Genomic DNA, 25986 nt, shown 5'->3' on the forward strand with positions numbered 1-25986 from the left:
AATAATAGCGGCAGTCAACAAGCAAGTTTTACGGCACCGGTACTCACAGAAGCTGAAGTGCTAACTTTTGAGTTAATAGTGACAGATAATGAAAATTTATCAGCAAGTGATAGGTTGCAAATATCGGTTAACCCAAAGAATGAAGCACCTTCATCAAATGCAGGGGAAGATCAAACTATAGATGAACAAAGTTTAGTTACCCTTTCTGGACAAGGAATCGATACTGATGGTGTAATCGAATCATATTTGTGGGAACAAATATCTGGCACTTTAGTGACCTTAGAAAGTTCGCAGAGCAACATAAGCACTTTTATATCCCCAACTATTGTAAAAAGTGAATATATAACATTCAATTTGATAGTTACCGATAATGAAGGGTTATCTGCTAGTGATGAAGTACGAGTTAAGGTCGTTCCAAATAATAATCCTCCGGTTGTTGATGCTGGAGTTAACAAGTCTGTAAAAGAATTAAGTCAAGTTTCTCTTTTAGGTCATGTTACTGATTCAGATGGAACAATTGATGACTATTTATGGAGTCAGGTATCAGGACAAAATGTAGTAATAACAGATTCTAATATCGAATCAGCAAGTTTTATCGCACCAGATGTAATTGATGAAGAGGTCTTAATTTTTGAACTTACAGCAACAGATAATGAAAATGCAACAGGGGTTGACCGAATCTCTATTACCGTTATTGAAAATGAGTTACCAGTAGCTGATGCTGGGGTTGACCAAAATATAACTAGTGGCAGTCTAGTCCAGCTTGACGCAAGTAATTCAACAGATCTAGAAGGAACGGTTTCATTTAATTGGCTGCAAGTTGACTCTACTGGTATAAAAGTGGCACTAAGTGATGTTAATTCGGAAAAACCTGACTTTACCTCTCCCATTTTACTATCAAAGCAAACCGTTTCATTTGAGCTAACCGTTACAGATGGGGCTGGTTTAACAGATATTGATCAAGTTGATATCGCTATTACACCAACTTTCTCTACAGCTTTTAGTCCATCAAATGATTCAAAAATTATTTATGTCAGTAGTCAAAGTGGTGATGATGCAACTGGTACTGCTATTAATGCATCTGAAATGGAGAGTCCTACTAATCCAAATGTTTCGATATTACCTTATAAAACGCTTTCGGCTGCAATATCTCAACTTAGAGACGGTTATCCTGATTGGATTTTATTAAACCGTGGGGATACGTGGAATAATGAAAGTTTTGGTATCTTTTCGAAATCAGGACGTGCTTTATCTGAGCCTATGGTTTTAGGTTTTTATGGTTCTTCGGGTCAAAGACCATTAATTAAAACTGGTAGAGAAACAGGATTGAATAGCGCAGGAAGAGAAACCTCAAACTTAGCTATTATAGGTCTTGATTTTTATGCTAATGCTAGAGACCCCAATTCAGCTGACTTTATTGATAGTACTGAAGGGAGTTCTGGATTAAGAATCGTTGGCAGTGGTGAAAATATTTTAATTGAAGATACTGTGATTCGATTTTTTGGCACTAATTTAAATATTTCAGAATATAATGGCTATCATTCAAACGTTAGTATCAAACGATGTATTATTTTGGATAGTTATGGATATAAAGGTATATCTCATAGTTCAGGTATCTATATTTCAGGTGTGGATGGGATTCTCATGGAAGATAACGTCTTTGATCATAATGGTTGGAATTCACAGGTTTCAGAAGCAACTTCAACTGTATTTAATCACAATGTGTATATTCAATGGAGTAACATTGCAGAAAATATTACCGTGAAAAATAATGTGTCAACAAGATCATCAAATCATGCAATAAAAGGGCGCCCAGGAGGTGTTTATACTAATAATTTATTTGCTGAAAATCCGATAGGTTTTGAGTTTGGTTACAATGCAGAGCATCCAATACAAAATGGATCCCATGCATTAGTTCAAGATAATGTAATACTTGAAGGAAAACAAGGTGGTGGTTCAAAAGCAATATGGGGTATTGAAGTTGATAAAAACGCCTTAGATTGGGGGGGGACTATTGAATTGACTAGAAATATAGTCGCTAATGTGGCTGGTACGTCAGAAAGCATGCAGGCTATTATCTTGCAAGATGGGGTTGTGAGTAATGATAATATTATATATAAGTGGGCTGCTAGAGAAGACATGTTTGATCCTAGTTGGCCAAACCCAGATATTAGTATAGATGAATATATGTCAAGTATCGGCGAGGCTCCTACCTTAGATGCATACTTGAACCTGTTGAGAAATAGAAGTCTTGGAGAATGGGATGAGAGGCTTACTTCGCCTTCAGTAAATAACTATATCCGTTCAGGTTTCAATCGATAACCTATTTGTATATTTACCAAGCATGAGCTTACCTAAAAGTAGGCTTAAAGCAAATCATTTAAAAGGACATAAAATGAAGATAATAGAAGATCATGACTGGGATAAATTAGGGAAAAAATATAAAGATGCGAAACCTTTTCCCTCTATATGTATCGATGATTTCTTAGATATTAAATTTGCTAATTCATTAGTCAAATCCTACCCAAAATATTCAGAAGCTCGCACAATTGGTCGAGAGTTTAGTTCTTTAAATGAAAATTTGAAAATTCAAATCACAGATTTAAATGATTTTCCTGATCCAGTTAAGCTATTATCTCAGGCTTTGTCAGAACCTGAATTTATAGATAATATATCTACCTTAACAGGAATTAAGGATCTGATATGGGATCCTGATTTTTCCGGTGGTGGAATACATTTAACCAATACATCAGGTTTACTTGATGTTCATGTAGATTTCAATTTCGAGACAAAATTAAATTTATATCGCCGACTAAACATATTGATTTACCTTAATCCTACGTGGGAAAAAAAGTGGGGTGGGCAAGTTGAGTTATGGGATAAGGATGTTCAAGATTGTATCCAATCTTTTGAGCCTGTATTCAATCGCTGTGTACTTTTTACAACAAGTGATTTTAGCTTTCATGGTGTGAATGCTGTTAATTCACCTGAAAATATTTCTAGGAACTCTTTTGCAGCATATTATTATACTAAGGAAGCAGGGGATAATTCTGGAGAGGTATATGGGGGGCATCACACTACAATATTCAAAGCAAGACCGTCAGAAAAAATTAAAAAATACTGGCTAATGCCTAAAAATAAAGTAGAGACAACCTTAGCTAAAAGTAAAAAAGAGCTTAAGTCCAGAGTTAAAAGGTTAATTAATTAAGCGCTATTATAAATTAACTTTTCAAGCACTCATTTAGCTTATGAGCAGATCTTGCATTACAAATATCAAATTTAATGATGTCATATTTTTTAAGTAGTGCTTATTTGAGAAGTTAGCTACTTATCATTTTTTTTATCCCTTTTTGTTTTGACCCAGCCAATTTTCTTATTTTTAAAAAAATCAGAATATATTGTTAGCTTACTCAAGATATACATAGGAATTGTGAGAATCTCCCTTATCGATATAATATCCCTAGCTCTTATTAACCAAGTCAGCATGATTGAGAATGAAAATAAAGTACAAGCTAAAAGCAGTGATATAATATAAAACATATTAAAAGTAAGATAAGAAATAAATAAATAAAAGATTAAATAAAGTAACGTAACCAAACATAATAAGCTGATAGGTGGAATTGATAGATCGATAGTAAATAAAATATCTTTTATTCTTTTATGCTTAATAACATAGCTAATTAAATGTGGAATATAAGTTTTTATTGTATTTAAGTGTCCTAGTTCCCACCTTTTCCTCTGACTATGCCGAGCTTGTAAATCATTTGGCAATACACTGACCACCTTTGTTGTGGGTAAGAATATGGGGCTGTTATTATTTAATGTGAAATCAATACCAAGTTTCATATCTTCGACTAAATCGGAGTTTGCTAGATGTACTTTGCTAATTAAATGCCAAGGAAAAGCCATGCCACTACCCATCAAGTGGCAAGGTAAGCCAAGAAGCTTTAAACCTAAAGGCCGTATCTGATTTTTAATGAAAAATGCAAAAAGACTAATCTTTTGATTGATAGAGTGGCAGGGATCTGAAGTCATTAAATATAAAGCTTGTATTGGTTTATCATATTTTAAAGCTGCAATTGATAGCTGATCTATTGTATTGCTTTCTATTTTACAGTCAGCATCTAATAAAATTATAATTTTAGTAGGGGATTTAGATATGTGTTTTATTCCAAAATCCAAGGCATACCCTTTACCTACTAAATTAGGCTCATTTCTTTGTAAAACCTGAACACCAAAGCTTTTTGCTAATTCAGCGGTATCGTCAGTGCAGTTATCGGCTACCACGACAACTCTATCATTATCTTGCGTATGCATAAGTAAATTACTTAGCGTATCTACAATGGCTAATGACTCATTATGAGCGGGGATCAAAATTGTCACATCAGGTCTGAAGCCATTAATTTCTTTATTCTTTTTATTGAAAAAAATTGTACCAATAAATATTTCAATAGAGAGAAAAGTAATAATAATAATAAAAGGTATTAATAAAACATAGCTAAAAATAGTTATGGTAATCATGATAGGCTTCTTTTTTTACAAATATTTTTAAAATGCGAAATTAGCTTTTTAGCTTCAATATCTATATTGTGCCGTTGAGTAACCACTTTTTTTGCTCGGTTACCTATTTCTGTTATTTCGGAGTTATTTAAGTTTAAAGCTTCTTCTATCGCTTCAGATAACTTCGTCGAATCACCAGCTGGAACTAACCAGCCATTTTCATTATGCGTTATTAATTCAGGAATACCTGCGATAAAGGTGGAAATTACAGGTTTTGATAAGCTCATTGACTCCATAATAACAACAGGTAGACCTTCTGCAAAACTTGGTAGAACAGTCAGCTTTGATTGTAAAATAAGCTTCTTTACTTGTTGGCAACTTTGCCAACCAGTAATATTAATATTTCTTTGTAAATTGTATTCTGCTATTTTATTTTCAATATCTGTTCGCATATCGCCATCACCAACAAGAGTGAGGCTAAAATTCACTCCTTTTTTAGCTAATATATTTAGTGCTTCTATTAATAATATTTGCCCCTTTTGCTCACATAGTCGACCTATACAAACTAGATGATTCTTAGTGCCTATTTCGTCAAAGGTGCCATGATAGAAACTTTTTTCTAAGCCGCAATGGACTATCTTAATCTTCTCCCAATACTGATTTGGTACTAACCGGTAAAGTTGGCTTTTTCCAAATGAACTAATCGCTATTACAAAAGCTGCGCTTTTAATTTTTTCAGGCAAAGATATGAAGTTAGGTTTATCAAACTCTTCAGGTCCATGAACTGTAAAACTAAATGGAATCTTAGATAGTTTGGATGCTAGTAGGGCGATAGCTGCTGGGTTCGTTCCAAAGTGTGCATGTAAGTGTTGTATGTTGTCTTTTTCAATCCAATCAGAAAGTATACATGCCTCTAAAAAGTAAATGTAGTGTCGAAAAAGTCCACGCTCTGATTTGAATCCAATTTTATTTGCTAATAAAAGTGTTTTTAGCCATAAAAAAGGTTTATTTATTAATATTAAAAAGAAAGTTTTAATTATAGTTATTTTTGAAGTTGAGAGTATATATTTTGTTTTTTTATATTCCTCAATATCATTTTTATCGACTAATTCATTGAGGTTCGATTTTAATGCATACCTAGATATAGAGGTTCCCATTTTTTCTAATGCTAATATTTCTCGACGAATAAAACTATGGCTAACTTTTGGGTATTGATTTGTAAAATATCCAATTTTCATTTTATTTCACTTTCCATGTATTCTAACAGTAACATCAACTTAGTAAATTATATGGCGTGTTAATTTTATGTAAATTCGATGTCCTTTATCTTGCTTTTCTTTATTAGGCACAAGAAGAGGGGAATCCTAGCAAATAAACTTCTTAGCTAAAAGGGGTCAGTAAGTAATAAAATAGCTATAAGTTATAATATTAAAATTAATATGTTCATTTTAGTCGGTTAGAAAAATAACCTTTAATTTTTATTAATTAATAAGTTGTTGAATCTAATTGTATTGTTGTTGAAATTACCTAGTGTTACTTTATAAAAAAAATAAAATATCAATTAACAGATCAAGAAATTATTGAACAATAAATTGAAAATTTAATAATTTATCATTAGAATGTTCCTTTTTTAGCAATAACCAAGAAATGGATTCATGAATAGAAAAGGAATTATCCTTGCCGGTGGCAGTGGAACTCGACTCTATCCGCTTACAAAAGTGGTCAGTAAACAACTTATGCCTGTATACGATAAACCTATGGTTTATTACCCAATAGCAACATTAATGAATGCTGGTATTAAAGAAGTCCTTATTATTACAACCGAAGAAGAACAGCCTAAATTTGAAGCTTTATTAGGTAATGGTAGTGATTGGGGCATATCAATAGAATATAAGATACAACCTTCTCCAGATGGTTTAGCGCAGGCATTTTTACTTGGTGAAGCGTTTATAGGCGATGCTAATGTTGCATTAATCCTAGGAGATAACCTTTTTTATGGTCATGATTTAGTTAAGTCATTACTTGTAGCAAGTAAGCAACAAGAAGGTGGCACTGTATTTGGTTATCATGTAGCCAACCCTAATGCATATGGTGTTGTTGAATTTGATAATGATGGCATCGCGATTTCTATTGAAGAAAAACCAGTTAAACCAAAGTCTAATTATGCAGTGCCTGGTTTATACTTTTTTGATAATAAAGTAGTTGAGTATGCTAAAAATGTAAAACCATCTGCGCGTGGTGAATATGAAATTACCGATGTTATAGAGCAATATTTAACAGCTGGCACATTAAATGTAGAAATTATGGGCCGTGGTACTGCTTGGTTAGACACTGGAACACACGACAGTTTACTTCAAGCTGCTCAATTTATTGAAACCATCGAAAAACGTCAAGGTCTTAAAGTAAACTGTCCTGAAGAAGTTGCTTATCGTATGGGTTATATCTCTGATGCTCAATTGAGAGATTTAGCTGGCCCTTTACGTAAGAGTGGTTATGGTGAATATCTGCTTAATTTACTTACACAGAGAGTATTTTAATGCGTGTTATCGAGACCGAAATTCAAGACTTAAAGATCCTAGAACCTAAAGTATTTGGTGATGAAAGAGGTTTTTTCTTTGAAACTTTTCGTGATGATTGGTTTAGAAAAAACGTAGCTGACGTTACTTTTGTTCAAGAAAATCATAGTAAATCTTCTCAAGGGATTTTACGTGGTATGCATTATCAAACAGAGCAAACTCAAGGTAAGCTTGTGCGTGTAACACAAGGTGTAGTATTTGATGTTGTAATTGATATGCGAAAGAGCAGTAAAACCTTTGGTCAGTGGTATGGCCATTATTTATCGGCTGAGAATAAGCAACAATTGTGGGTGCCTGCAGGTTTTGCTCATGGCTTTTACGTTACTTCAGAATCGGCTGAATTTGTTTACAAATGTACAGATTATTACGCGCCACAGTTCGAACAAAGTATTCTTTGGAACGATCCAGATCTAGATATAAAATGGCCTATAAATAAAGATTTAATGACATCGCTGTCATCCAAGGATGAAAGTGGATTGTTATTTAAAAACGCGCCTTTTTTTGCATAATCAGACTTCAGAAGAGTAAACAATGAGTAAAACTATTTTTATTACTGGCGGAGCCGGGTTTATTGGTTCAGCTTTGGTGCGTTATTTAATTAATGAAACTGATAATACAGTTATTAACTTTGATAAATTAACTTATGCAGGGAACTTAGAATCTCTAAAGTCGATTGAAGATAATGAGCGTTATCACTTTATACAAGGTGATATCTGTGATCGCCAAATGGTGAGTCATTTATTTGAAAAATATCAGCCCGATTATATTATGCATTTAGCAGCTGAAAGTCATGTGGATCGTTCAATTGATGGGCCTGGTGAGTTTATTGAAACCAATATTGTTGGCACTTATGCGTTACTAGAAGCTGCGAGAAGTTATTATTTAACTTTAGAAACAGATAAAAAATCAGATTTTCGCTTTCATCATATCTCTACAGATGAAGTTTATGGTGATTTGGGAGAAACAGGTTTATTTACAGAAGAAACATCGTATGAACCAAGCTCTCCTTATTCAGCTTCAAAAGCAGCATCTGATCATTTAGTAAGAGCTTGGCATCGAACTTACAACTTGCCTGTTGTTATTACTAATTGTTCAAATAATTATGGTCCTTTTCACTTCCCTGAGAAATTAATACCTTTAGTGATTTTAAATGCATTGGAAGGAAAAGAGCTGCCTATATATGGTAATGGTAAACAGATAAGAGACTGGCTATTTGTTGAAGACCATGCCCGTGCGCTTTATTTAGTTGTCAGTGAAGGAAAGTTAGGTGAAACCTATAATATAGGTGGTTTTAATGAAAAGCAAAATATAGAAGTAGTTAAAACAATTTGTGAACACTTAAATCAATTAGTAAATAATAAACCTGAGGGTATTACTGATTTTAACCAGCTTATTACTTATGTAGCAGATAGACCCGGTCATGATGAACGATATGCAATTGATGCGTCTAAAATACATAAAAAATTAGGATGGCAACCATTAGAGACTTTTGAATCTGGTATTAAAAAAACAGTTCAATGGTACCTATCTAATTTAGATTGGAGCAAACATGTTCAAGATGGTAGTTATCAAAGAGAGCGATTAGGCAAATAAGTCGTTCACTGCATTGGCTGTGAACAGCCATTTTAAATATTAGACTAATTTAATGGAATTAAAATGAAAGTCTTGATTATTGGTAAGAGCGGACAACTTGCATCAGAGCTCATTGATACAAAACCAAACCGAATCGAAGTGCTTGCTCTTGGGCGTGAAAATATAGAAATTGAATCAATTAATTCAATTTCTGATCAAATTGCAAAGTTCAACCCATCAGTAGTCGTAAATGCATCTGCTTATACTGCAGTTGATAAAGCTGAAACTGATAGCGATGCAGCTTATGCGATTAACTTTTCTGCTGTGGAAAATATCGCTAAGGTTTGTAAATCAAATAATATACGACTTATTCATGTTTCAACTGATTTTGTTTTTGATGGGAAAAAAAATAGCGCTTATAAAACCTCAGATAAAACTCATCCAATAAACGTATATGGTGCGTCAAAGTTAGCAGGTGAAAAAGCAATATTTGAAAATCACCCAGAAGATTCAGCTATTGTGCGTACTTCTTGGCTTTACTCAGGTTATGGAAATAACTTTGTTAAAACCATGCTTAGGTTGATGGCAGCGAAAGACTCTCTAAATGTTGTAGCTGATCAAATTGGATGTCCAACATCAGCTAAAGAGCTAGCTAGTTTCATTTGGAAATTAACATCACAAGAACTGATAAAACCTCTATATAACTGGAGTGATTTAGGGGTTGCATCTTGGTACGACTTTGCAGTTGCTATACAGGATATTGCCATTGAATGTGATATTTTAAATAAAAAAATCCCAATAAAAGCAATTTCAAGCCAAGAGTATCCTACGCCTGCTAAAAGACCACAATTTAGCTTGCTTGATTCAACAGAGTCATATCAAATTTACCCTGCAAATCATTGGCGCGAACAGTTAAAAATAATGATGAGTAATACAAAGGAATTTTTATTATGATCTTACCCGTAATTATGGCTGGTGGTTCTGGTACTCGGTTATGGCCATTATCAAGAGGGAATTACCCAAAGCAATTTTTATCACTTTATGGTGAGCAAACAATGCTTCAGCAGACAATTTCTCGTTTAGAGGGATTAAACAATCAACCTAGTATGCTTATTTGTAATGAAGAGCATAGATTTATTGCCGCAGAGCAAATTAGGCAACTGGGTGTGAAACATAGCGGAATTTTCTTAGAACCTGTAGGAAGAAATACTGCACCAGCAATTGCATTGGCCGCATTTAAAGCTTTAGAAAATAATAAAGGTGAAGATGATCCTATCTTACTTGTTTTAGCTGCAGATCATGTAATAGAAAATAAAGATGAATTTCAAAAATCAATTAAACAAGCTTATATTCATGCCCAAGATGACAAGCTTGTAACTTTTGGTATTGTTGCAAAAACTCCAGAAACTGGTTACGGCTATGTAAAACGTGGAGAAGCGGTTAAAAATCAATTAGGTTCTGCTTTTAGAGTCTCAAGCTTTGTTGAAAAACCAGATCTAAAAACTGCTCAGTCTTATGTTCATTCTGGAGAATTTTATTGGAATAGCGGTATGTTTATGTTTAAAGCTAGCCGTTATTTAGCTGTGTTAAAACAATTTCGTCCTGATATATATGAAGCATGTGAAAAATCAATGCAGCAACAGGATGTGGATAATGATTTTATTCGAATAAATAAATCAGCATTTTTAGCATGTCCAGATGAATCTATTGATTACGCAGTTATGGAGCCTATTTGCCAACAAGTGGGTAGTACTGATGCAGTTGTTGTGCCTATGGATGCTGGTTGGAATGATATCGGTGGTTTCTCCGCTTTATGGCAAGTGTCTGAGAAAGACAATAATGGCAATGTTTTCAAAGGTGATATTAAGGCTACCGATACCCAGAACTCATTAGTTATGAGTGATGATAAGCTTGTTGCTTTAGTTGGTGTTGATGATTTAGTTATCGTAAATACAAAAGATGCAATCTTAGTTGCCCATAAAGATAAGGCACAAGAAGTTAAGTCCATTGTAAATGAGTTGAAGAAAGAAGTGCGAAGCGAAGCTACTTTTCACCGTGAAGTATATAGGCCTTGGGGGAAGTATGACTCTCTTGATAACGGAGAAAGATTTCAAGTAAAGCGTATAACAGTTAAGCCAGGCGCAAAATTATCAGTTCAAATGCATCATCATAGAGCTGAGCATTGGGTTGTTGTGTCTGGAACTGCAAAAATCACTAATGGTGATAATGAAATCTTATTAACTGAGAATCAATCAACTTATATTCCTATCGGTGTTGTCCATGCGTTAGAAAATCCAGGTGTTATTCCGCTTGAATTGATAGAAGTGCAATCAGGCTCATATTTAGGTGAGGATGATATTGTAAGGTTTGAAGATAAATACGGTCGTAGTTAAGTCTACTAATTTAAATAATTTGATTTTTAAGTAGTTTTCATTTTTAAGGTTTATAAATGTCAAAGGGATTAAATTCATCTAACGCAATATTAGATGAGGAAAGAGCAAACATTAACTCAAACTCAACTGTAGAGTCTAAAAAATTAACTTGTTTTAAAGCTTACGATATAAGAGGTGAGCTAGGTAAAGAGTTAAATGCGGATATCGCTTATCGTATTGGGCGCGCATATGGAGATATTTTATCACCTAAATCAGTCGTTGTTGGTGGTGATGTTAGGCTTACGTCTAATGAGTTGAAGCTATCTTTAGCAAACGGTTTAATGGATGCTGGGGTTAATGTTTTAGATCTTGGAATGACAGGAACTGAAGAAATCTACTTTGCAACATCTCATTTAAAAGTAGATGGTGGTATAGAAGTAACGGCAAGTCATAACCCAATGAATTTTAATGGTATGAAGCTTGTTAAAGCTCAAGCTCAACCTATCAGTGGTGATACTGGGCTATTTGATATTAAAGTTTTGGCTGAGTCACAAGATTTTAAAGAAAAAGCAGTTGTAAGAGGCACAATCAAGAATACCTCGACTTTAGATCAATATGTAAAGCACTTATTAACCTATGTAGATATTCAAAATATAAAACCGCTTAAATTAGTTGTAAATTCAGGTAATGGTGCTGCAGGTCATGTAATTGATTCATTGGAAGTTGAATTTAAAAAATTAAATGTACCTATTGAGTTTATAAAAATTAACCATTTACCAGATGGGAATTTTCCTAATGGTATTCCAAACCCGTTATTGCCAGAGAACAGGCAAGAGACTATTGATGCTGTTATTGAGCATAAAGCAGATATGGGTATTGCTTGGGATGGCGATTTTGATAGATGCTTCTTATTTGATGAGAATGGCGACTTTATTGAAGGCTATTATATTGTAGGCCTTTTAGCTGAAGCTTTTTTACAAAAAAATCCTGGTGAAAAGATAATTCATGACCCACGTTTAAGCTGGAATACCATAGATCTTGTCAATAAAGCTGGTGGTCAAGCCATTCAAAGTAAAACAGGTCATGCATTTATAAAAGAAAGAATGCGTTCTGAAGATGCTATCTATGGTGGTGAAATGAGTGCTCACCATTATTTCAGAGATTTTTCATATTGTGATTCAGGCATGATCCCTTGGTTATTAGTTGCAGAACTTCTTTGTGTTAAAGAGTCTTCTTTATCTAATTTAGTCAAAAATAGAGTATCAGCATATCCATCACCTGGCGAAATAAATAGAAAAGTTTCAGATGCTGATTCTGTAATTGCAAAGGTATTATCTGTATATAAAAGTGATGCTATCAACATAGACTATACAGATGGGATCAGCATAAATATGGGAGCTTGGAGGTTTAATCTTCGAAAATCAAATACGGAATCATTGCTGAGATTGAATCTAGAAACTAAAGGTAATGAGAAGTTAATGATAGAAAAAACAAAACAAGTATTAGCTTTGTTAACGTAAAAATTTAATTGAATAAAACCGGAAACTAACAAGGTTTCGGTTTATAAAAGGGGCATTCAAAGTGTTATATCTTCAGGGAGTGAAAAGTGAAAAAGTCATCAACTTTTAAAGCTGGAACGAAATCTAATTCAGTCATTTGTCGGTTTTTTGATCTTATTATATTAGTCATATCATTATATTTAGCTGCAAGTGTATATGGCGTAAGGTTAGGTCGCGAATATTTAGTTGTTTTACTTATTGTATTAGTTGCTTTTTTATATGTTGCAGAAGGGGTTGATTTATACCGTTCATGGAGGGCTGGGAAGCTTCGTTCTATGGTGTTAAGTGCTTGGCTTACTTTAACAGTTGCTTTTGCCGCTTTATTTTTATTCGCCTTTATCTTTAAATTTTCAGAGCAATTGTCTCGTGTCACTATAGCTTGTTGGTTTGCTTTCTCATTCGTGAACTTATTTCTTTGGCGCTTAATTTTGCGAAGCTATAAAGTTAATAGAAGAAAATTAGGCTTTAGCATAAAGAAAGCTGCAATTATAGGAGCAACAGATGCTGGTGTTCGAATTGCTAAACAGATTGAGCAGCATAATGAACTAGGTTATGACAGTGTTGGTTTTTTTGAAGACCGCTCCCCAGAAAGGGTATTTCAAAATCAAAACTATACAATAGAGGGCTCAGTAAATGATGCTGTCAATCGCGCTAGAAATGGTGAAATAGATGTTTTGTTTATCGCATTGCCTTTAAAAGCTGAAAAACGTATTGCAGATATATTGAGTCGCTTAGGCGACACGACTGTTGATGTTCATTTTATTCCTGATTTCTTTTTATCAAACTTAATACATGCTCGTATAGACCATGTTGGTGATATTGACACCTTAAGTGTTTTTGAATCTCCATATTTAGGTATAAAAGAATGGGTTAAAAGAAGTGAAGACATCATTTTAGGCTTAACTATATTAGCCCTGATATCTCCAATTTTAATGATTATTGCATTATGTATTAAATACACATCTAAAGGGCCTATCTTATTTAAGCAAGATAGATATGGCTTAGCAGGTCAAAAAATAAAGGTTTGGAAATTTCGCTCTATGACAGTTACTGAAAACAGTGATGTAGTCACTCAAGCGACAAAAAATGATAGCCGAATTACGCCTTTAGGTGGTTTCTTACGCCGTACAAGTTTAGATGAGTTGCCACAATTTTTTAATGTAGTGACAGGTGATATGTCAATTGTAGGGCCTCGACCTCATGCTGTATCTCATAATGAAGAATATAGAAAGAAAGTTGAGTTTTATATGTTACGCCATAAAGTAAAGCCAGGCATTACTGGCTGGGCACAAATAAATGGCTGGCGAGGTGAAACCGATACTTTAGAAAAAATGGAAAATAGAGTTGATTATGATTTGCAATATATTAAGCATTGGTCACTTTGGTTCGATTTAAAAATCATTTTTTTGACTGTATTTAAAGGATTTACGGGTAAAAATGCGTACTAAATTAGGATCCTTAAAAGTGAAAACTTGTATAAAAATATCATTATTTGCAGGAGTATTTTGCTATACGACACATGGTACAGCATCTTCTGAGATTTATTTAGAAAATGGCGTGGTTGTTAAACCTTTATTAAATGTCGTTAGTAAGTACGATGATAATATTTATCAGCAAGCCTCAGATAAACAAGGAGACTCTATCCTGATAGTTACACCATCGATTGGTTTAGTATTTGATGATGGCTTGAACCAATACAAATTGGATTTAGGGTTGAGTTCGGGTAGCTATGGTAAAAATTCTGATGATAATTATTTAGATACAGAAGCTAATTTATCAGCTCACTTTGAACCAAGTAATAAACATAGATTTGATTTACTTGCTTCTGCTTTTAGCCAATCTGAGCCCAGAGGTACTGGAGTGACTGAAGGGACTGGGAGTGCGCTTCCTGAACCCTTAACTTATAAAAAGCATATTTTAGGTGGTAAATATGAATTTGGCGCAATGAGTTCATTTACCCGTATCGCATTTGAAGCACAATCCGAGAATAAAAAATATGACAATTTTAGAAGTATCTCTAAATATAGAGATACTAGTTCTATAAAATTTGGCTCATCACTTTTTTATAAAATGGATTCAGAAACCGATTTATTTTTAGACCTTAGTCGCGAAGATATTAAATATGATCAAATTGAAGATAATACTATTAGCCGTGATTCTAAAGATAATAGAGCCTTATTAGGTGTTCAGTGGGAAATGACCTCAATGACAACGGGTTTGGCAAAATTAGGTTATCAAAATAAATCTTTTGTAGGCTCTAGTAGAGAAAACTTTAGCGGCTTAAGCTGGGAGGCACAAATTCAATGGCAGCCATTAACATATACAAATATCACATTTGAAACTTCACGAGCCGCCAAAGACCCAACAACAGAAGGTGATTATGTCAATCAAAGTTTATATGCACTTAACTGGAATCATAACTGGAATGAAAAGTTACGTTCAAGTATAGGTGCCTCTTTTACAACTGATGTATACACAGGTATTTATCGTAAAGATGAAATATTAACTGGAAGCTTTAGTATTTCATATTTAATTCAACGTTGGTTAGAGATCGGGGTGTTTATCGAAATTAAGGATAATGATTCAACAACAGAAATCATGTCTTTTGATAAAAACTTAGCTGGCTTAAATTTTAATATTTCAATGTAGGGAAGGTTGTGAAAAATTTTTTATATTTAGTTTGTTTAGTTTTATTTATGCCAATGAATGCTTTTGCTAATAATGAATATATTTTAGGTTCAGGAGATCATATTGAGATTAAGGTTTATGGGCAGGATGATTTGACTTTAAATACTCAAATTGGCAACAGCGGAAAAATAAATTACCCCTTTCTCGGTGATATTAAAGTATCTGGTTTAACAGCGAAACAGTTACAAAATAATATTTACGCACGCTTAAATGGTGATTTTTTAATTAATCCCAATGTTTTTGTTCATATTACTCAATATAGATCTTTTTATATTCATGGAGAAGTTAGAACTCCGGGGGGGTACCCTTATCAGCCTGGTATGACAATTAATCAAGCAATTGCCCTTGCTGGCGGATTAACAGAAAGAGCCTCAACCGAAAAGGTGTATATATACAGGGAAGGTAGTAAAGAAATGCAAAATCAAGCCTTGCTAAAAACAAAAGTAAATGCTGGTGATACTGTAACAATAGAGCGAAGGTTTTTTTAATGGATACGCATTCGAATATAAATATACAAGATAACTTAAGCTTAGATCAGGCTAAAGGCTTAGATATCAATCGATTATTAAAAACTGTATTAAAATACAAGTTTTTAATTGTTGGTTTTGCAATTCTAATTACTGTTTTGGTATCCATAGTTTTAGCTAATATTCAGTCTGTTTATCAAGCTAAAGCAACCATCCTTTTTGATTCTGCTAGAGTTCAAGCCGTTTCTGTTAAAGAAGTTTATGCTGCTAATACACAAAGACAAGAGTATGGGATTACTCAGTTAGAATTATTACAGTCAGGTGATATTGCAAGAAAAGTAATTAGCAAGCTAGATATGTATAAATCACCTGATAAAAGCCTTCAAAGTGAATTAGGATTATTAGATAAGCTACAAAATAGCATACCATTTTTACCTAAGAAGGAAGTTGTTCGTATTTCACCTGAAAAAAGAGCGCTTTATGAAATTCAAAGGAAAGTCAAAATATTTCAAAAAAGCCTAAAGGTAAAACGTGTTGGTTGGAGCCATTTGGTTGAAATTTATTTTGAGCACCCAAATCCAGAGGTGGCAGCTGCTGCTGCAAATGCGGTGGGTGAAATATATATTGAAACTCAGATGGCAGCAAAATTAGGCATAACTGAGAAGGCATCTCAATGGCTCGGTGGTCGTTTAGATGAGTTAAGAGTAAGACTAGATGCTTCAGAAGAGAAATTACAAAGGTATCGAGAGCAAGAGAACTTAGTTGATATCGATGGCGCTGTGACCATGATAGACAATGAAGTAACATTATTAACAGAACAATTCAATGAAGCAAGAAATGAGTTAATACAGCTAAAGACTATCGCTCAGTTAATAAATAAACATGGGGAAAATGATAAGCTGAAATTTATCTCAGAGTTAAAAGATCATGAATTAATTAAAAATGCCAACGCTCAGCTTTTAAGTTCAGAATTAAAACATGCTGAGTTATCTAAAGTATATGGACCTAAACATCCTGTCATGCAGGCTGCTGTAGAAGAAGTAAGGCTTTTAAAAAGTCGTTTCAATGATAGGATATCTGGATTTATTGATGAAGTTGATCAATCAGTGTTAAATGCTGAAGATAAATTAAATAGATTACAAAATGAATTAACACTTACAAAGTTAAAATACCAAGACGTGAGTAAAAAAGAATTAACTTTTCATAAGTTATTACGTGATGTAGAAGCTAATAAAAACTTATTTAACCAGTTTTTAAGGCGGTCGAAAGAAACACAAGTAACAGGTGATTTTAATTCAGAACCGGTAACTTTTGTTGAAAAAGCGATGGAACCCCGTTACCCAATTAAACCAAATAAAAAGAAACTAGTGGCTATTGCATTCATTTTTTCAGTCGCTTTTGGTATTGGTTTGGCAATTCTAAGAGAGCTTTTAAATGATACTTTTAAAAGTGTGAGTGATGTGGAAAGCATTTTATCTCAACGCCTTTTAGGGACTTTGCCTTTACTAAATTTACAAAAAGGTGAGGAAATTAATACACATCAATTTTTTGATGCTTCAGAGAAAGGCTATTCAGAGTCGGTTAGAACCTTGAGAACCAATTTTTTATTAACTCACTTAGACTCTGATAATACAGTAATTGAAGTGACATCTTCATTACCAAATGAGGGTAAAAGTGCGGTATCTGTTAGTTTTTCATCAGCTTTAGCACAAATAGAAAATGTTTTGTTAATTGATGCTGATATGAGAAAACCTAGCTTATGTAAAAAATATGGTATCCCTTCATATCATCCTGGTATTGCCAATCTGATTGCAGGTACTGAAAAATTTGAAGATTGTATTTATGTTGATGAGCAATCTGGCGTGACTATTATGCCTTGTGGTCAATTACCGCCAAACCCACTTGAATTATTGTCTTCTGAAAAATTCAGTGAAGTTATAGACATGGTGAGAATTAAATTTGATAAGGTGGTGATAGATACAGCACCGGTTCAAGCTGTTAGTGACGCATTAATAATATCTAAATATGCAGATTCTATCTTGTATGTTGTGAAATCTGATGATACACGCACAGGAATTGCAAAAATAGGCATAGGTAAGTTGTTACAAGCAAATGCAAAAGTGGGTGGTGTTGTACTTAACCAGTTAGATATGGCCACGGTTAGTAAAGATGAAAATGCATATTATTATGAATATGGTAATGCTCACAATGCTAGCAAAGCATGATAGATATTCATAGCCATTTAATTCCAGGAATAGATGATGGCGCTAGAGACAAAGATGAATCTTTGTCTCTTTTTCAGATAGCTGAAAAAGATGGTATAAAGCGTATGGTGATGACACCTCATATTCATTTTGGTCGATTTGATAATACGATATATAAAATTAAATCCGAAGTTCATGAACTTAAAGCTTTATTATCAGAGAATAATATTAACTTAGATATAGCCTATGCTGCTGAGGTAAGGATAGATGCACAATTACTACCAGAAATTGAGCAAGGTCGAATTCCATTTATAGGACAAGTTGAAGGTCAAAAAGTATTGTTATTAGAACTACCTCATAGCCATGTTCCTCATGGATGTGAAAAGTTAATCCGATGGCTCACATTACATAATATAAAGCCTTTAATAGCTCATCCTGAGCGAAATCGAGATATATTAAAAGCTCCCGAAAAAATCAAACAATTTCAAAGTTTAGGCTGTTTATTCCAATTGACAGCTTCTTCATTAACAGGTCACTTTGGCCAAAAAGTACAATTATTATCTGAAAAGTTATTGCTTGATGGTGTGATTGATGTAGTCGCTTCAGATAGCCACAATATTCAACGTAGGCCGCCTATCTTGAGCATTGCTCACAATAAAGTAACTGAATTGTTAGGAGAAGAAACTTCTCACAAGATTTTTCATCAAACTCCTTATGATATTACTAAATCATTATTTAGATAATATGAAAAAATTAAATAGTTCAGTAACTGATTTCTGTATCAGTTTATTAATTATTCTGACTTTGGCATTTGCGTTTATTTCTTTTCAGTGGGCATTAGCAAGTATGTGGTACTTCAATGCAAGTTATCATATTGATGAATGGTCTAGGTCTGAATTGGTGGATAATAGACGAGACTATGATGATGCACTTTTAGCAATAAATAAAGCGATCAGTTATAGTTCTGAAAACCCTCATTATCTACATACTAAAGGCAAAATTATTCATTGGGGAATAATAAGTAAATTTGAAAAGCAGCATAAAATAAAAGAAATAAAAGAAATATATAAAACCTCCCTAATTTATAGAGAGTCTTGGCCTATTGTATGGAGTGATCTTGCTAGAATAAATTCTTTAATCGAAGGCTTATCTATTGAAACTCAAAGCTATATAGATAAAGCTTTATTTTATGGACCTTATAAGAAAGAGGTTATTTTAGAGGTGTTTGATATATATATGCAAAATCTCTCTGATTTAAATTCAACACAAACCCTGCTTTTTTATAAACTGTTAGAGAGTTTTACTAATCATCCTCACTTATTAAAAAACATATTAATTAATGCCGAAGAGTATGGGGTAGCTCACATTATCTGTATTCAAATAAAGTTTAATCAAAAATATAAAAGTTTATCTTCATCTTGGGTGAAAAATGAATATTGCAAATAAAGAAAGTAAACTCCTAAATGGAGCCGAAGTAGGCTTTGAAGATGAAAATAAAAAAATAAGGCAGAGTTTAAAACATGATTGTGGACTTAAAAAATTACTAGAGAAAATGCCTGAAGATGTGCAAGACAGTTTTACTGAGGAGCAATTAGCAAATTTAAAAATAGCCGTTAGTGCTAGGAGTTGGGGTAAACATGCGGTTGATTTTAGAAGTACAGTAAAGTTTTTCCGCTATCGTTATTATTATGTTTTTGTAGCTGGAAGAAATTTAAGAGAATTAACTCGGGCAGAAAAACAATTTGGTTTATTGGTACAAGCATTTTTTGGTACTATTTTTTTGAGCTTTTGTGCAGGGTTAGGACTTTTAATTTTATATCTTATTAAATCAGCGCTTGGCATTAATATATTTGATGACTTTTCTTTAGGTATCTGGGATTGGTTTAAATCGACTTTTTAGTAATTCAATAATTAGACATAAAAAAAGGTGAAGTTAAGCTTCACCTTTTTTTATTCTCTAGAATAGAGTTAGTTTACAAACCTGCAGATGCTTTTAATGCGTCTGCTTTATCTGTTTTTTCCCAGCTGAATGCTGTAAAAGTATCATCGCCTACAGTCATTTCATATGGTTCGCGACCGAAGTGCCCGTATGCAGCAGTTTGTTGGTACATAGGATGTAATAAATCTAACATCTTAGTAATGCCGTAAGGACGTAAGTCGAAGTGTTCACGTACTAGTTCAACTAAACGTTCTTCAGATACTTTACCTGTGCCAAATGTATCAACAGAGATAGATGTAGGCTCTGCAACACCAATAGCGTAAGACACTTGAATCTCACACCGATCAGCAAGTCCAGCAGCAACGATATTTTTTGCAACATAACGACCTGCGTATGCAGCACTACGGTCAACTTTTGATGGATCTTTACCAGAAAAAGCACCGCCGCCGTGACGTGCCATACCGCCGTATGTATCAACAATGATTTTACGACCAGTTAAACCACAATCACCTACCGGACCACCAATTACAAAACGGCCCGTTGGATTGATATGATATTTAGTATCTTCAGTTAATAGTTCAGCTGGTAAAACATGTTTAATGATATTTTCCATTACCGCATTAACTAAATCGTCTTGCTTGATATCAGGATTATGCTGAGTCGATAAAACAACAGTATCAATAGCTACTGGTTTGTTATCTTCATAAACAAAAGTCACCTGAGATTTAGCATCTGGACGTAACCAAGGTAAAATACCTGATTTACGCGCTTCAGCTTGACGCTCAACTAAACGATGAGAGTAGTAAAGTGGTGCAGGCATTAATGTTGGTGTTTCATTTGTTGCATAACCAAACATTAAACCTTGGTCACCAGCGCCTTGCTCTTCAGGTTTTGAACGATCAACACCTTGTGCGATTTCTGGAGACTGTTGACCAATTAAATTCATGATACCACATGTTTCGCCATCAAAACCTACATCAGAAGATGTATAGCCAATTTCACTGATCACGTTACGTGTAAGTTTTTCTAAATCAACCCAAGCATTAGTTGATACTTCACCAGAGATAATCGCAACACCCGTTTTTACCATAGTTTCACAGGCAACTCTCGCATGCTTATCTTTAGCAATGATGGCATCTAATACAGCATCAGAGATTTGATCAGCAATTTTATCCGGATGACCTTCTGATACTGATTCAGAAGTAAAAAAATGTTTCGCCATTTTATGTATACTCACAATAGAGAGCGCTGGTTTTTACACCTACAAGTTGTCTATGGAGGTGAAGCATGCGCTAGGTAAAAATAATGGATGTATTTTATCTGAAGCGATTACAATTTCATAGTTTTTTTACGCCTAGACGTCTAAACGTTATAAATTATAGCGTTAATATTCTAAATTGTATGAAAAAAACTAAAGAACTTAAAATTTGTAGGGGTTTTTATTGCTCAAGAATCCTTAATAAGTAAGAATGGCTGTTCTATTTTTGCAAACCTGCAATTTAGTAAAAACTTAAATTATTTCCAGCGCACAAAATTGAAGGTAGAAGAAGTTATGCCATCTCGCAAAGAACTAGCAAATGCTATTAGAGTCCTATCAATGGACGCCGTTCAAAAAGCCAAATCAGGTCATCCGGGTGCCCCTATGGGTATGGCGGATATCGCTGAGGTTTTATGGCGTGATTATCTAAAGCATAATCCAACAAACCCAGAATGGGTTGATCGTGACCGATTTATACTCTCAAATGGTCATGGTTCAATGCTGATATATTCTTTGCTTCATTTATCTGGCTATCAACTTTCAATTGAAGATCTTAAAGATTTCCGTCAAATGGATTCTAAAACGCCAGGTCACCCAGAGTATGGTTATGCACCAGGTGTTGAAACAACTACAGGTCCATTAGGCCAAGGTATTACTAATGCTGTTGGTATGGCGATTGCCGAAAAATCTTTAGGCGCACAGTTTAACCGTGAAGGTCACGATATCGTAGATCACTTCACTTATACTTTCTTAGGCGATGGCTGTTTAATGGAAGGTGTTTCTCATGAAGCATGTTCATTAGCGGGTACATTAGGTTTAGGTAAATTAGTTGCTTTTTGGGATGACAATGGCATTTCAATTGATGGCGAAGTTGAAGGTTGGTTTACTGATGATACTCCAGCTCGTTTTGAATCATACGGTTGGCATGTCATTGCTAATGTTGATGGTCATAACAGTGAAGAAATTCGTGCAGCAATTGATGAAGCACGTGCAGAGACTTCTAAACCAACATTAATTTGTTGTAAAACAGTTATTGGTTACGGTTCACCAAATAAATCAGGTAGCCATGATTGTCACGGTGCTCCATTAGGAGATAACGAGATTGCAGCTGCACGTGAATTCTTAAACTGGGAACATGGCGCATTTGAAATCCCTGAAGATGTTTATTCTGATTGGGACGCTAAAGCAAAAGGTTCTGATTCAGAGTCTAGCTGGAACGAAAAATTTGATGCATATAAAGCTGCACACCCAGAATTAGCTGCAGAATTAGAACGTCGTCAAAACAGCGAATTGCCAGCTGATTGGGCTGAAAAATCTCAAGCATATGTTGAAGAGTTACAAGCTAACCCTTCAGGTATCGCGACACGTAAAGCATCACAAAATGCATTAAATGCGTTTGGTCCTATGCTTCCTGAGTTTATGGGCGGTTCGGCTGATTTAGCTGGTTCTAATCTTACAATTTGGGATGGTTCTAAAAGCTTAACAGGTACTGATGCATCAGGTAACTACATCAACTATGGTGTACGTGAATTTGGTATGTCGGCAATCATGAACGGTATTACATTGCATAAAGGTTTTATTCCTTACGGTGCAACTTTCTTAATGTTTATGGAATACGCACGTAATGCTGTACGTATGGCGGCATTAATGAAGCAACCTGCAATTTTTGTATATACACATGATTCAATTGGTTTAGGTGAAGATGGTCCAACTCACCAACCGGTAGAGCAAATTGCGAGCATGCGTTTAACACCTAATCTTGATAACTGGCGTCCATGTGACCAAGTTGAATCTGCAATTGCATGGAAAGCGGCAATTGAACGTAAAGATGGCCCAACTTCACTAATCTTTACACGTCAAGGTTTAGCACAACAAGAGCGTACTGCTGAGCAGTTAGCAAACGTAGCAAAAGGTGGTTACGTACTATCTTGTAATGCAGCTAATAATAACCCTGATCTAATCTTAATCGCAACTGGTTCTGAAGTGCAATTAGCACAAGATTCAGCAACACAGTTACGTGAGTCAGGTAAAACAGTACGTGTTGTTTCATTACCATCTACGGATGTATTTGAAGCGCAAGATGCTGCATATAAAGAATCAGTATTACCAGCAGCGGTTTCACGTCGCGTAGCGATTGAAGCTGGCATCGCCGATTACTGGTACAAATATGTTGGTTTAAATGGCGCTGTTGTTGGTATGACGACATTTGGTGAGTCTGCACCTGCTAACGAGTTATTTGAACACTTTGGTTTTACAGTTAATAACATCGTAGCGAAAGCAAACGAATTGTTTTAATAAAAAATTAAACTGCTAGTAAAGTAGTATTAATTACTTAAAAAAGATCTTTGTCGATAAAACAAAGATCTTTTTTTATGCTCAAAAATCAACTTCAAAATTTCTCATAAAATAAATGGCAATTTTCTCTGGGGTTCAGGGGCAAGGTCGATTACAATACCACCAAATTTGATATGGCTTCTTTAAGAACTTTTTACTTCAATGGCAATAAGATTAGCAATTAATGGTTTTGGCCGAATAGGCCGTAATATTGTACGTGCTTTATATGAAGCAAACCTCACCGATCAATTTCAAATAGTCGCAATTAATGAGCTTGCAGATCCTAAAGGCATCGCACATTTATTAAAATACGATACTTCCCATGGTCGTTTTAAATTTGATGTTTCTCTTGATGATAACTATTTAACTGTTGAAGAAGATCGTATTGCGCTTTTCAATGAAAAGTCTCCCGCATTTTTACCTTGGCAAGATTTAAATATTGATGTTGTGCTTGAATGTACCGGCATATACCATTCTCGTGAGCATGCCATGTTGCATATTAACGCTGGTGCCAAAAAAGTACTATTTTCACAACCTGCTGACTCAGACATGGATGCTACGATTGTTTATGGTATTAATGATGAACAGTTGAATGCAGAAGATTTGATAGTCTCAAATGGCTCATGTACTACAAATTGCATTGTGCCAGTGATTAAAGTGCTAGACGATGCTTTTGGTATCGAATCTGGTGCAATTACAACTATTCATGCATCTATGCATGATCAACAAGTAATTGATGCTTATCATCCGGATTTACGCCGCACGCGTGCTGCTAGCCAATCTATTATTCCTGTTGATACAAAATTAGCCCGTGGTATTGAAAGAATTTTACCAAAATTTGAAGGTCGTTTTGAAGCAATCGCAATGCGCGTACCAACAATAAATGTTACGGCAATGGATTTAAGCATTACAACTCATACCGATGTAACCATAGAGCAAGTTAATCAAGTTTTATCAGCAACTAGCAACGAAAGACTTGCGGGTATTTTAAGCTATACAGAAGAGCCTTTAGTATCAATTGATTTTAATCATGACCCACATTCGAGCATTATAGACGGAACTCAAACCCGTGTAAGCCATAAGCGTTTAGTGAAATGTTTAGTGTGGTGTGATAATGAATGGGGTTTTGCAAATCGCATGTTAGATACGGCTAAAGCTATGATGCTTGCCAAATAAAGAAATTAATTAACCCCAAAATTTAAGTGCAGTATTTAATTAACTAAGGAGAATTTCATGTCAGTCATTAAAATGGCAGATCTAGATTTATCAGGTAAGCGTGTATTAATTCGTGAAGATCTTAATGTGCCAGTCAAGGATGGAAAAGTGACTTCTGATGCACGTATTCGTGCCTCTTTACCTACTATTAAGTTAGCTTTAGAAAAAGGCGCTAAAGTAATGGTAATGTCTCACTTAGGTCGCCCAACTGAAGGTGAATTTGCAGATGAGTTTTCATTATCACCTGTTGTTGATTATTTAAATGATGCTTTAGAGCAAAATGTTCGTCTTGAAAAAGATTACTTAAACGGCGTAGAAATTAATGACAACGAAATTGTTGTTTTTGAAAACGTACGTTTTAATAAGGGTGAAAAGAAAAACGACGAAGCACTTGCAAAACAATTAGCTGCTTTATGTGATGTATATGTAATGGATGCATTTGGTACTGCGCATCGTGCTCAAGCTTCAACGCATGGTGTCGGCTTACACGCAAATACAGCATGTGCTGGTCCACTTCTAGCTGCTGAGCTAGAAGCATTAGGTAAAGCACTAGATAATCCAGCGCGTCCATTTGTTGCTATTGTTGGTGGTTCTAAAGTTTCGACTAAACTTACAGTATTAGATTCATTATCTACGATCGTTGATCAACTTGTTTGTGGTGGTGGTATTGCCAATACATTTATTGCAGCAGCAGATCATCAAGTAGGTAAATCATTATTTGAAGCTGATTTAATTGATGAAGCTAAGCGCTTAGTAACAGCAGCTCAAGCTAATAATGGTGATATTCCAGTACCAACAGATGTTGTTGTTGCTTCTGAGTTTTCAGAGTCTGCAGTAGCAACACTTAAAAATGTTGAAGATGTAACAAGCGAAGATATGATTTTTGATATTGGTCCAGATTCTGCAAACGCATTGGCCGAAATTATTAAAAATGCAGGCACAGTTGTTTGGAATGGTCCTGTAGGCGTATTTGAATTTGACCAGTTTGGTAATGGCACTGAAGCAATCGCAAATGCAATTGCTGAGTCTAACGCTTTTTCAATCGCTGGTGGCGGTGATACGTTAGCTGCTATTGATAAATATAATGTTGCAGATAAAATATCTTATATCTCAACTGGCGGTGGTGCATTCTTAGAGTTCTTAGAAGGCAAAAAGCTACCTGCTGTTGAAATGTTAGAGCAACGCGCAAAATAATGTAGCAAGAGGGATTATTCCCTAAAACAAAAAGTAGCTAAATTTAACTCTCACAAATAAATTTAGCTATTTAATTACTCGTTCAAAACCCGATAGTAAGTTACTTAG

At 34.6% G+C, this 25986-nt stretch carries 20 protein-coding genes and 1 pseudogene; 18 read left to right on the forward strand and 3 right to left on the reverse strand.

Features of this window, described 5'->3' with window-relative positions:
• Both KO527_RS09365 and KO527_RS09370 read left to right on the forward strand, forming a co-directional pair.
• Window positions 1-2322: pseudogene (locus KO527_RS09365) on the forward strand (right-handed parallel beta-helix repeat-containing protein); the annotation flags it as partial.
• 73 nt (window positions 2323-2395) lie between these two features.
• Window positions 2396-3208 (forward strand): 2OG-Fe(II) oxygenase, encoded by an 813-nt coding sequence (locus KO527_RS09370; RefSeq protein ID WP_216040053.1) that lies wholly within the window; start codon window positions 2396-2398, stop codon window positions 3206-3208.
• A gap of 116 nt (window positions 3209-3324) precedes the next feature.
• Here KO527_RS09370 and KO527_RS09375 read toward each other — a convergent pair whose 3' ends face one another.
• Both KO527_RS09375 and KO527_RS09380 read right to left on the reverse strand, forming a co-directional pair.
• The gene (locus tag KO527_RS09375; protein WP_216040054.1) at window positions 3325-4521 is read right to left on the reverse strand and encodes a glycosyltransferase family 2 protein; all 1197 of its coding nucleotides are present in this window, start codon (window positions 4519-4521) and stop codon (window positions 3325-3327) included.
• On the reverse strand, window positions 4518-5738 hold the full coding sequence (locus KO527_RS09380; protein WP_216040055.1) for a glycosyltransferase family 4 protein: 1221 nt from the start codon (window positions 5736-5738) through the stop codon (window positions 4518-4520). The genes KO527_RS09375 and KO527_RS09380 overlap by 4 nt, the downstream gene beginning before the upstream one ends.
• A gap of 417 nt (window positions 5739-6155) precedes the next feature.
• Between KO527_RS09380 and rfbA the strand changes: the two genes are divergently transcribed.
• From rfbA to KO527_RS09445, 13 genes are all read left to right on the forward strand, one after another.
• Entirely contained in the window at window positions 6156-7037 is an 882-nt protein-coding gene (rfbA, locus tag KO527_RS09385) for a glucose-1-phosphate thymidylyltransferase RfbA (RefSeq protein ID WP_216040056.1), read from the forward strand.
• Window positions 7037-7585, forward strand: a complete 549-nt coding sequence (gene rfbC, locus KO527_RS09390) for a dTDP-4-dehydrorhamnose 3,5-epimerase (protein ID WP_216040057.1) — start codon at window positions 7037-7039, stop codon at window positions 7583-7585. Before rfbA ends, rfbC begins: the two co-directional genes overlap by 1 nt.
• Window positions 7586-7607: 22 nt before the next feature.
• Entirely contained in the window at window positions 7608-8669 is a 1062-nt protein-coding gene (gene rfbB, locus KO527_RS09395; RefSeq protein ID WP_216040058.1) for a dTDP-glucose 4,6-dehydratase, read from the forward strand.
• 63 nt (window positions 8670-8732) lie between these two features.
• A complete protein-coding gene (gene rfbD / locus KO527_RS09400) occupies window positions 8733-9602 on the forward strand; it encodes a dTDP-4-dehydrorhamnose reductase (protein ID WP_216040059.1) in 870 nt (289 codons plus the stop codon).
• The gene (locus tag KO527_RS09405; RefSeq protein ID WP_216040060.1) at window positions 9599-11041 is read left to right on the forward strand and encodes a mannose-1-phosphate guanylyltransferase/mannose-6-phosphate isomerase; all 1443 of its coding nucleotides are present in this window, start codon (window positions 9599-9601) and stop codon (window positions 11039-11041) included. Before rfbD ends, KO527_RS09405 begins: the two co-directional genes overlap by 4 nt.
• 56 nt (window positions 11042-11097) lie before the next feature.
• Complete coding sequence (locus KO527_RS09410; protein ID WP_216040061.1) at window positions 11098-12540, forward strand: phosphomannomutase CpsG; 1443 nt, start codon at window positions 11098-11100, stop codon at window positions 12538-12540.
• 86 nt (window positions 12541-12626) lie between these two features.
• On the forward strand, window positions 12627-14027 hold the full coding sequence (locus tag KO527_RS09415; protein ID WP_216040062.1) for an undecaprenyl-phosphate glucose phosphotransferase: 1401 nt from the start codon (window positions 12627-12629) through the stop codon (window positions 14025-14027).
• A gap of 16 nt (window positions 14028-14043) precedes the next feature.
• Window positions 14044-15228 (forward strand): outer membrane beta-barrel protein, encoded by a 1185-nt coding sequence (locus KO527_RS09420; RefSeq protein WP_216040063.1) that lies wholly within the window; start codon window positions 14044-14046, stop codon window positions 15226-15228.
• 47 nt (window positions 15229-15275) lie between these two features.
• Window positions 15276-15755: a polysaccharide biosynthesis/export family protein gene (locus KO527_RS09425; protein WP_216040184.1), complete on the forward strand. Its 480-nt coding sequence runs from the start codon at window positions 15276-15278 to the stop codon at window positions 15753-15755.
• The gene (locus tag KO527_RS09430) at window positions 15755-17959 is read left to right on the forward strand and encodes a polysaccharide biosynthesis tyrosine autokinase (RefSeq protein WP_216040064.1); all 2205 of its coding nucleotides are present in this window, start codon (window positions 15755-15757) and stop codon (window positions 17957-17959) included. The genes KO527_RS09425 and KO527_RS09430 overlap by 1 nt, the downstream gene beginning before the upstream one ends.
• Complete coding sequence (locus KO527_RS09435) at window positions 17956-18681, forward strand: CpsB/CapC family capsule biosynthesis tyrosine phosphatase (protein ID WP_216040065.1); 726 nt, start codon at window positions 17956-17958, stop codon at window positions 18679-18681. Before KO527_RS09430 ends, KO527_RS09435 begins: the two co-directional genes overlap by 4 nt.
• Before the next feature lies 1 nt (window position 18682).
• Window positions 18683-19384, forward strand: a complete 702-nt coding sequence (locus KO527_RS09440) for a VpsP family polysaccharide biosynthesis protein (protein WP_216040066.1) — start codon at window positions 18683-18685, stop codon at window positions 19382-19384.
• Window positions 19368-19838, forward strand: a complete 471-nt coding sequence (locus KO527_RS09445) for a 3-phosphoshikimate 1-carboxyvinyltransferase (protein WP_252733590.1) — start codon at window positions 19368-19370, stop codon at window positions 19836-19838. Before KO527_RS09440 ends, KO527_RS09445 begins: the two co-directional genes overlap by 17 nt.
• Window positions 19839-19911: 73 nt before the next feature.
• Here KO527_RS09445 and metK read toward each other — a convergent pair whose 3' ends face one another.
• On the reverse strand, window positions 19912-21099 hold the full coding sequence (gene metK / locus KO527_RS09450; protein WP_216040067.1) for a methionine adenosyltransferase: 1188 nt from the start codon (window positions 21097-21099) through the stop codon (window positions 19912-19914).
• Window positions 21100-21429: 330 nt separating this feature from the next.
• Here metK and tkt point away from each other — a divergent pair, with 330 nt between their 5' ends.
• From tkt to KO527_RS09465, 3 genes are all read left to right on the forward strand, one after another.
• Window positions 21430-23430 carry a transketolase gene (gene tkt / locus KO527_RS09455; protein ID WP_216040068.1) on the forward strand — a complete coding sequence of 667 codons (2001 nt, stop codon included), beginning with the start codon at window positions 21430-21432 and terminating at the stop codon, window positions 23428-23430.
• Between the two features lie 201 nt (window positions 23431-23631).
• Window positions 23632-24645, forward strand: a complete 1014-nt coding sequence (epd, locus tag KO527_RS09460; RefSeq protein WP_216040069.1) for an erythrose-4-phosphate dehydrogenase — start codon at window positions 23632-23634, stop codon at window positions 24643-24645.
• Between the two features lie 57 nt (window positions 24646-24702).
• Window positions 24703-25878, forward strand: a complete 1176-nt coding sequence (locus tag KO527_RS09465; protein ID WP_216040070.1) for a phosphoglycerate kinase — start codon at window positions 24703-24705, stop codon at window positions 25876-25878.
• The last annotated feature ends 108 nt before the right edge of the window (window positions 25879-25986 follow it).

Origin of the sequence: Pseudoalteromonas sp. C2R02, assembly GCF_018860845.1 — a bacterium.
GTDB lineage: Bacteria > Pseudomonadota > Gammaproteobacteria > Enterobacterales > Alteromonadaceae > Pseudoalteromonas.

What these genes read in the sequence shown, in the direction of transcription:
- KO527_RS09370 (WP_216040053.1), top strand. Translation starts at nt 2,396, where the DNA reads ATGAAGATAATAGAAGATCATGACTGGGATAAATTAGGGAAAAAATAT.
- KO527_RS09375 (WP_216040054.1), bottom strand. Translation starts at nt 4,521, where the DNA reads ATGATTACCATAACTATTTTTAGCTATGTTTTATTAATACCTTTTATT.
- KO527_RS09380 (WP_216040055.1), bottom strand. Translation starts at nt 5,738, where the DNA reads ATGAAAATTGGATATTTTACAAATCAATACCCAAAAGTTAGCCATAGT.
- rfbA (WP_216040056.1), top strand. Translation starts at nt 6,156, where the DNA reads ATGAATAGAAAAGGAATTATCCTTGCCGGTGGCAGTGGAACTCGACTC.
- rfbC (WP_216040057.1), top strand. Translation starts at nt 7,037, where the DNA reads ATGCGTGTTATCGAGACCGAAATTCAAGACTTAAAGATCCTAGAACCT.
- rfbB (WP_216040058.1), top strand. Translation starts at nt 7,608, where the DNA reads ATGAGTAAAACTATTTTTATTACTGGCGGAGCCGGGTTTATTGGTTCA.
- rfbD (WP_216040059.1), top strand. Translation starts at nt 8,733, where the DNA reads ATGAAAGTCTTGATTATTGGTAAGAGCGGACAACTTGCATCAGAGCTC.
- KO527_RS09405 (WP_216040060.1), top strand. Translation starts at nt 9,599, where the DNA reads ATGATCTTACCCGTAATTATGGCTGGTGGTTCTGGTACTCGGTTATGG.
- KO527_RS09410 (WP_216040061.1), top strand. Translation starts at nt 11,098, where the DNA reads ATGTCAAAGGGATTAAATTCATCTAACGCAATATTAGATGAGGAAAGA.
- KO527_RS09425 (WP_216040184.1), top strand. Translation starts at nt 15,276, where the DNA reads ATGCCAATGAATGCTTTTGCTAATAATGAATATATTTTAGGTTCAGGA.
- KO527_RS09430 (WP_216040064.1), top strand. Translation starts at nt 15,755, where the DNA reads ATGGATACGCATTCGAATATAAATATACAAGATAACTTAAGCTTAGAT.
- KO527_RS09435 (WP_216040065.1), top strand. Translation starts at nt 17,956, where the DNA reads ATGATAGATATTCATAGCCATTTAATTCCAGGAATAGATGATGGCGCT.
- KO527_RS09440 (WP_216040066.1), top strand. Translation starts at nt 18,683, where the DNA reads ATGAAAAAATTAAATAGTTCAGTAACTGATTTCTGTATCAGTTTATTA.
- KO527_RS09445 (WP_252733590.1), top strand. Translation starts at nt 19,368, where the DNA reads ATGAATATTGCAAATAAAGAAAGTAAACTCCTAAATGGAGCCGAAGTA.
- metK (WP_216040067.1), bottom strand. Translation starts at nt 21,099, where the DNA reads ATGGCGAAACATTTTTTTACTTCTGAATCAGTATCAGAAGGTCATCCG.
- tkt (WP_216040068.1), top strand. Translation starts at nt 21,430, where the DNA reads ATGCCATCTCGCAAAGAACTAGCAAATGCTATTAGAGTCCTATCAATG.
- epd (WP_216040069.1), top strand. Translation starts at nt 23,632, where the DNA reads ATGGCAATAAGATTAGCAATTAATGGTTTTGGCCGAATAGGCCGTAAT.
- KO527_RS09465 (WP_216040070.1), top strand. Translation starts at nt 24,703, where the DNA reads ATGTCAGTCATTAAAATGGCAGATCTAGATTTATCAGGTAAGCGTGTA.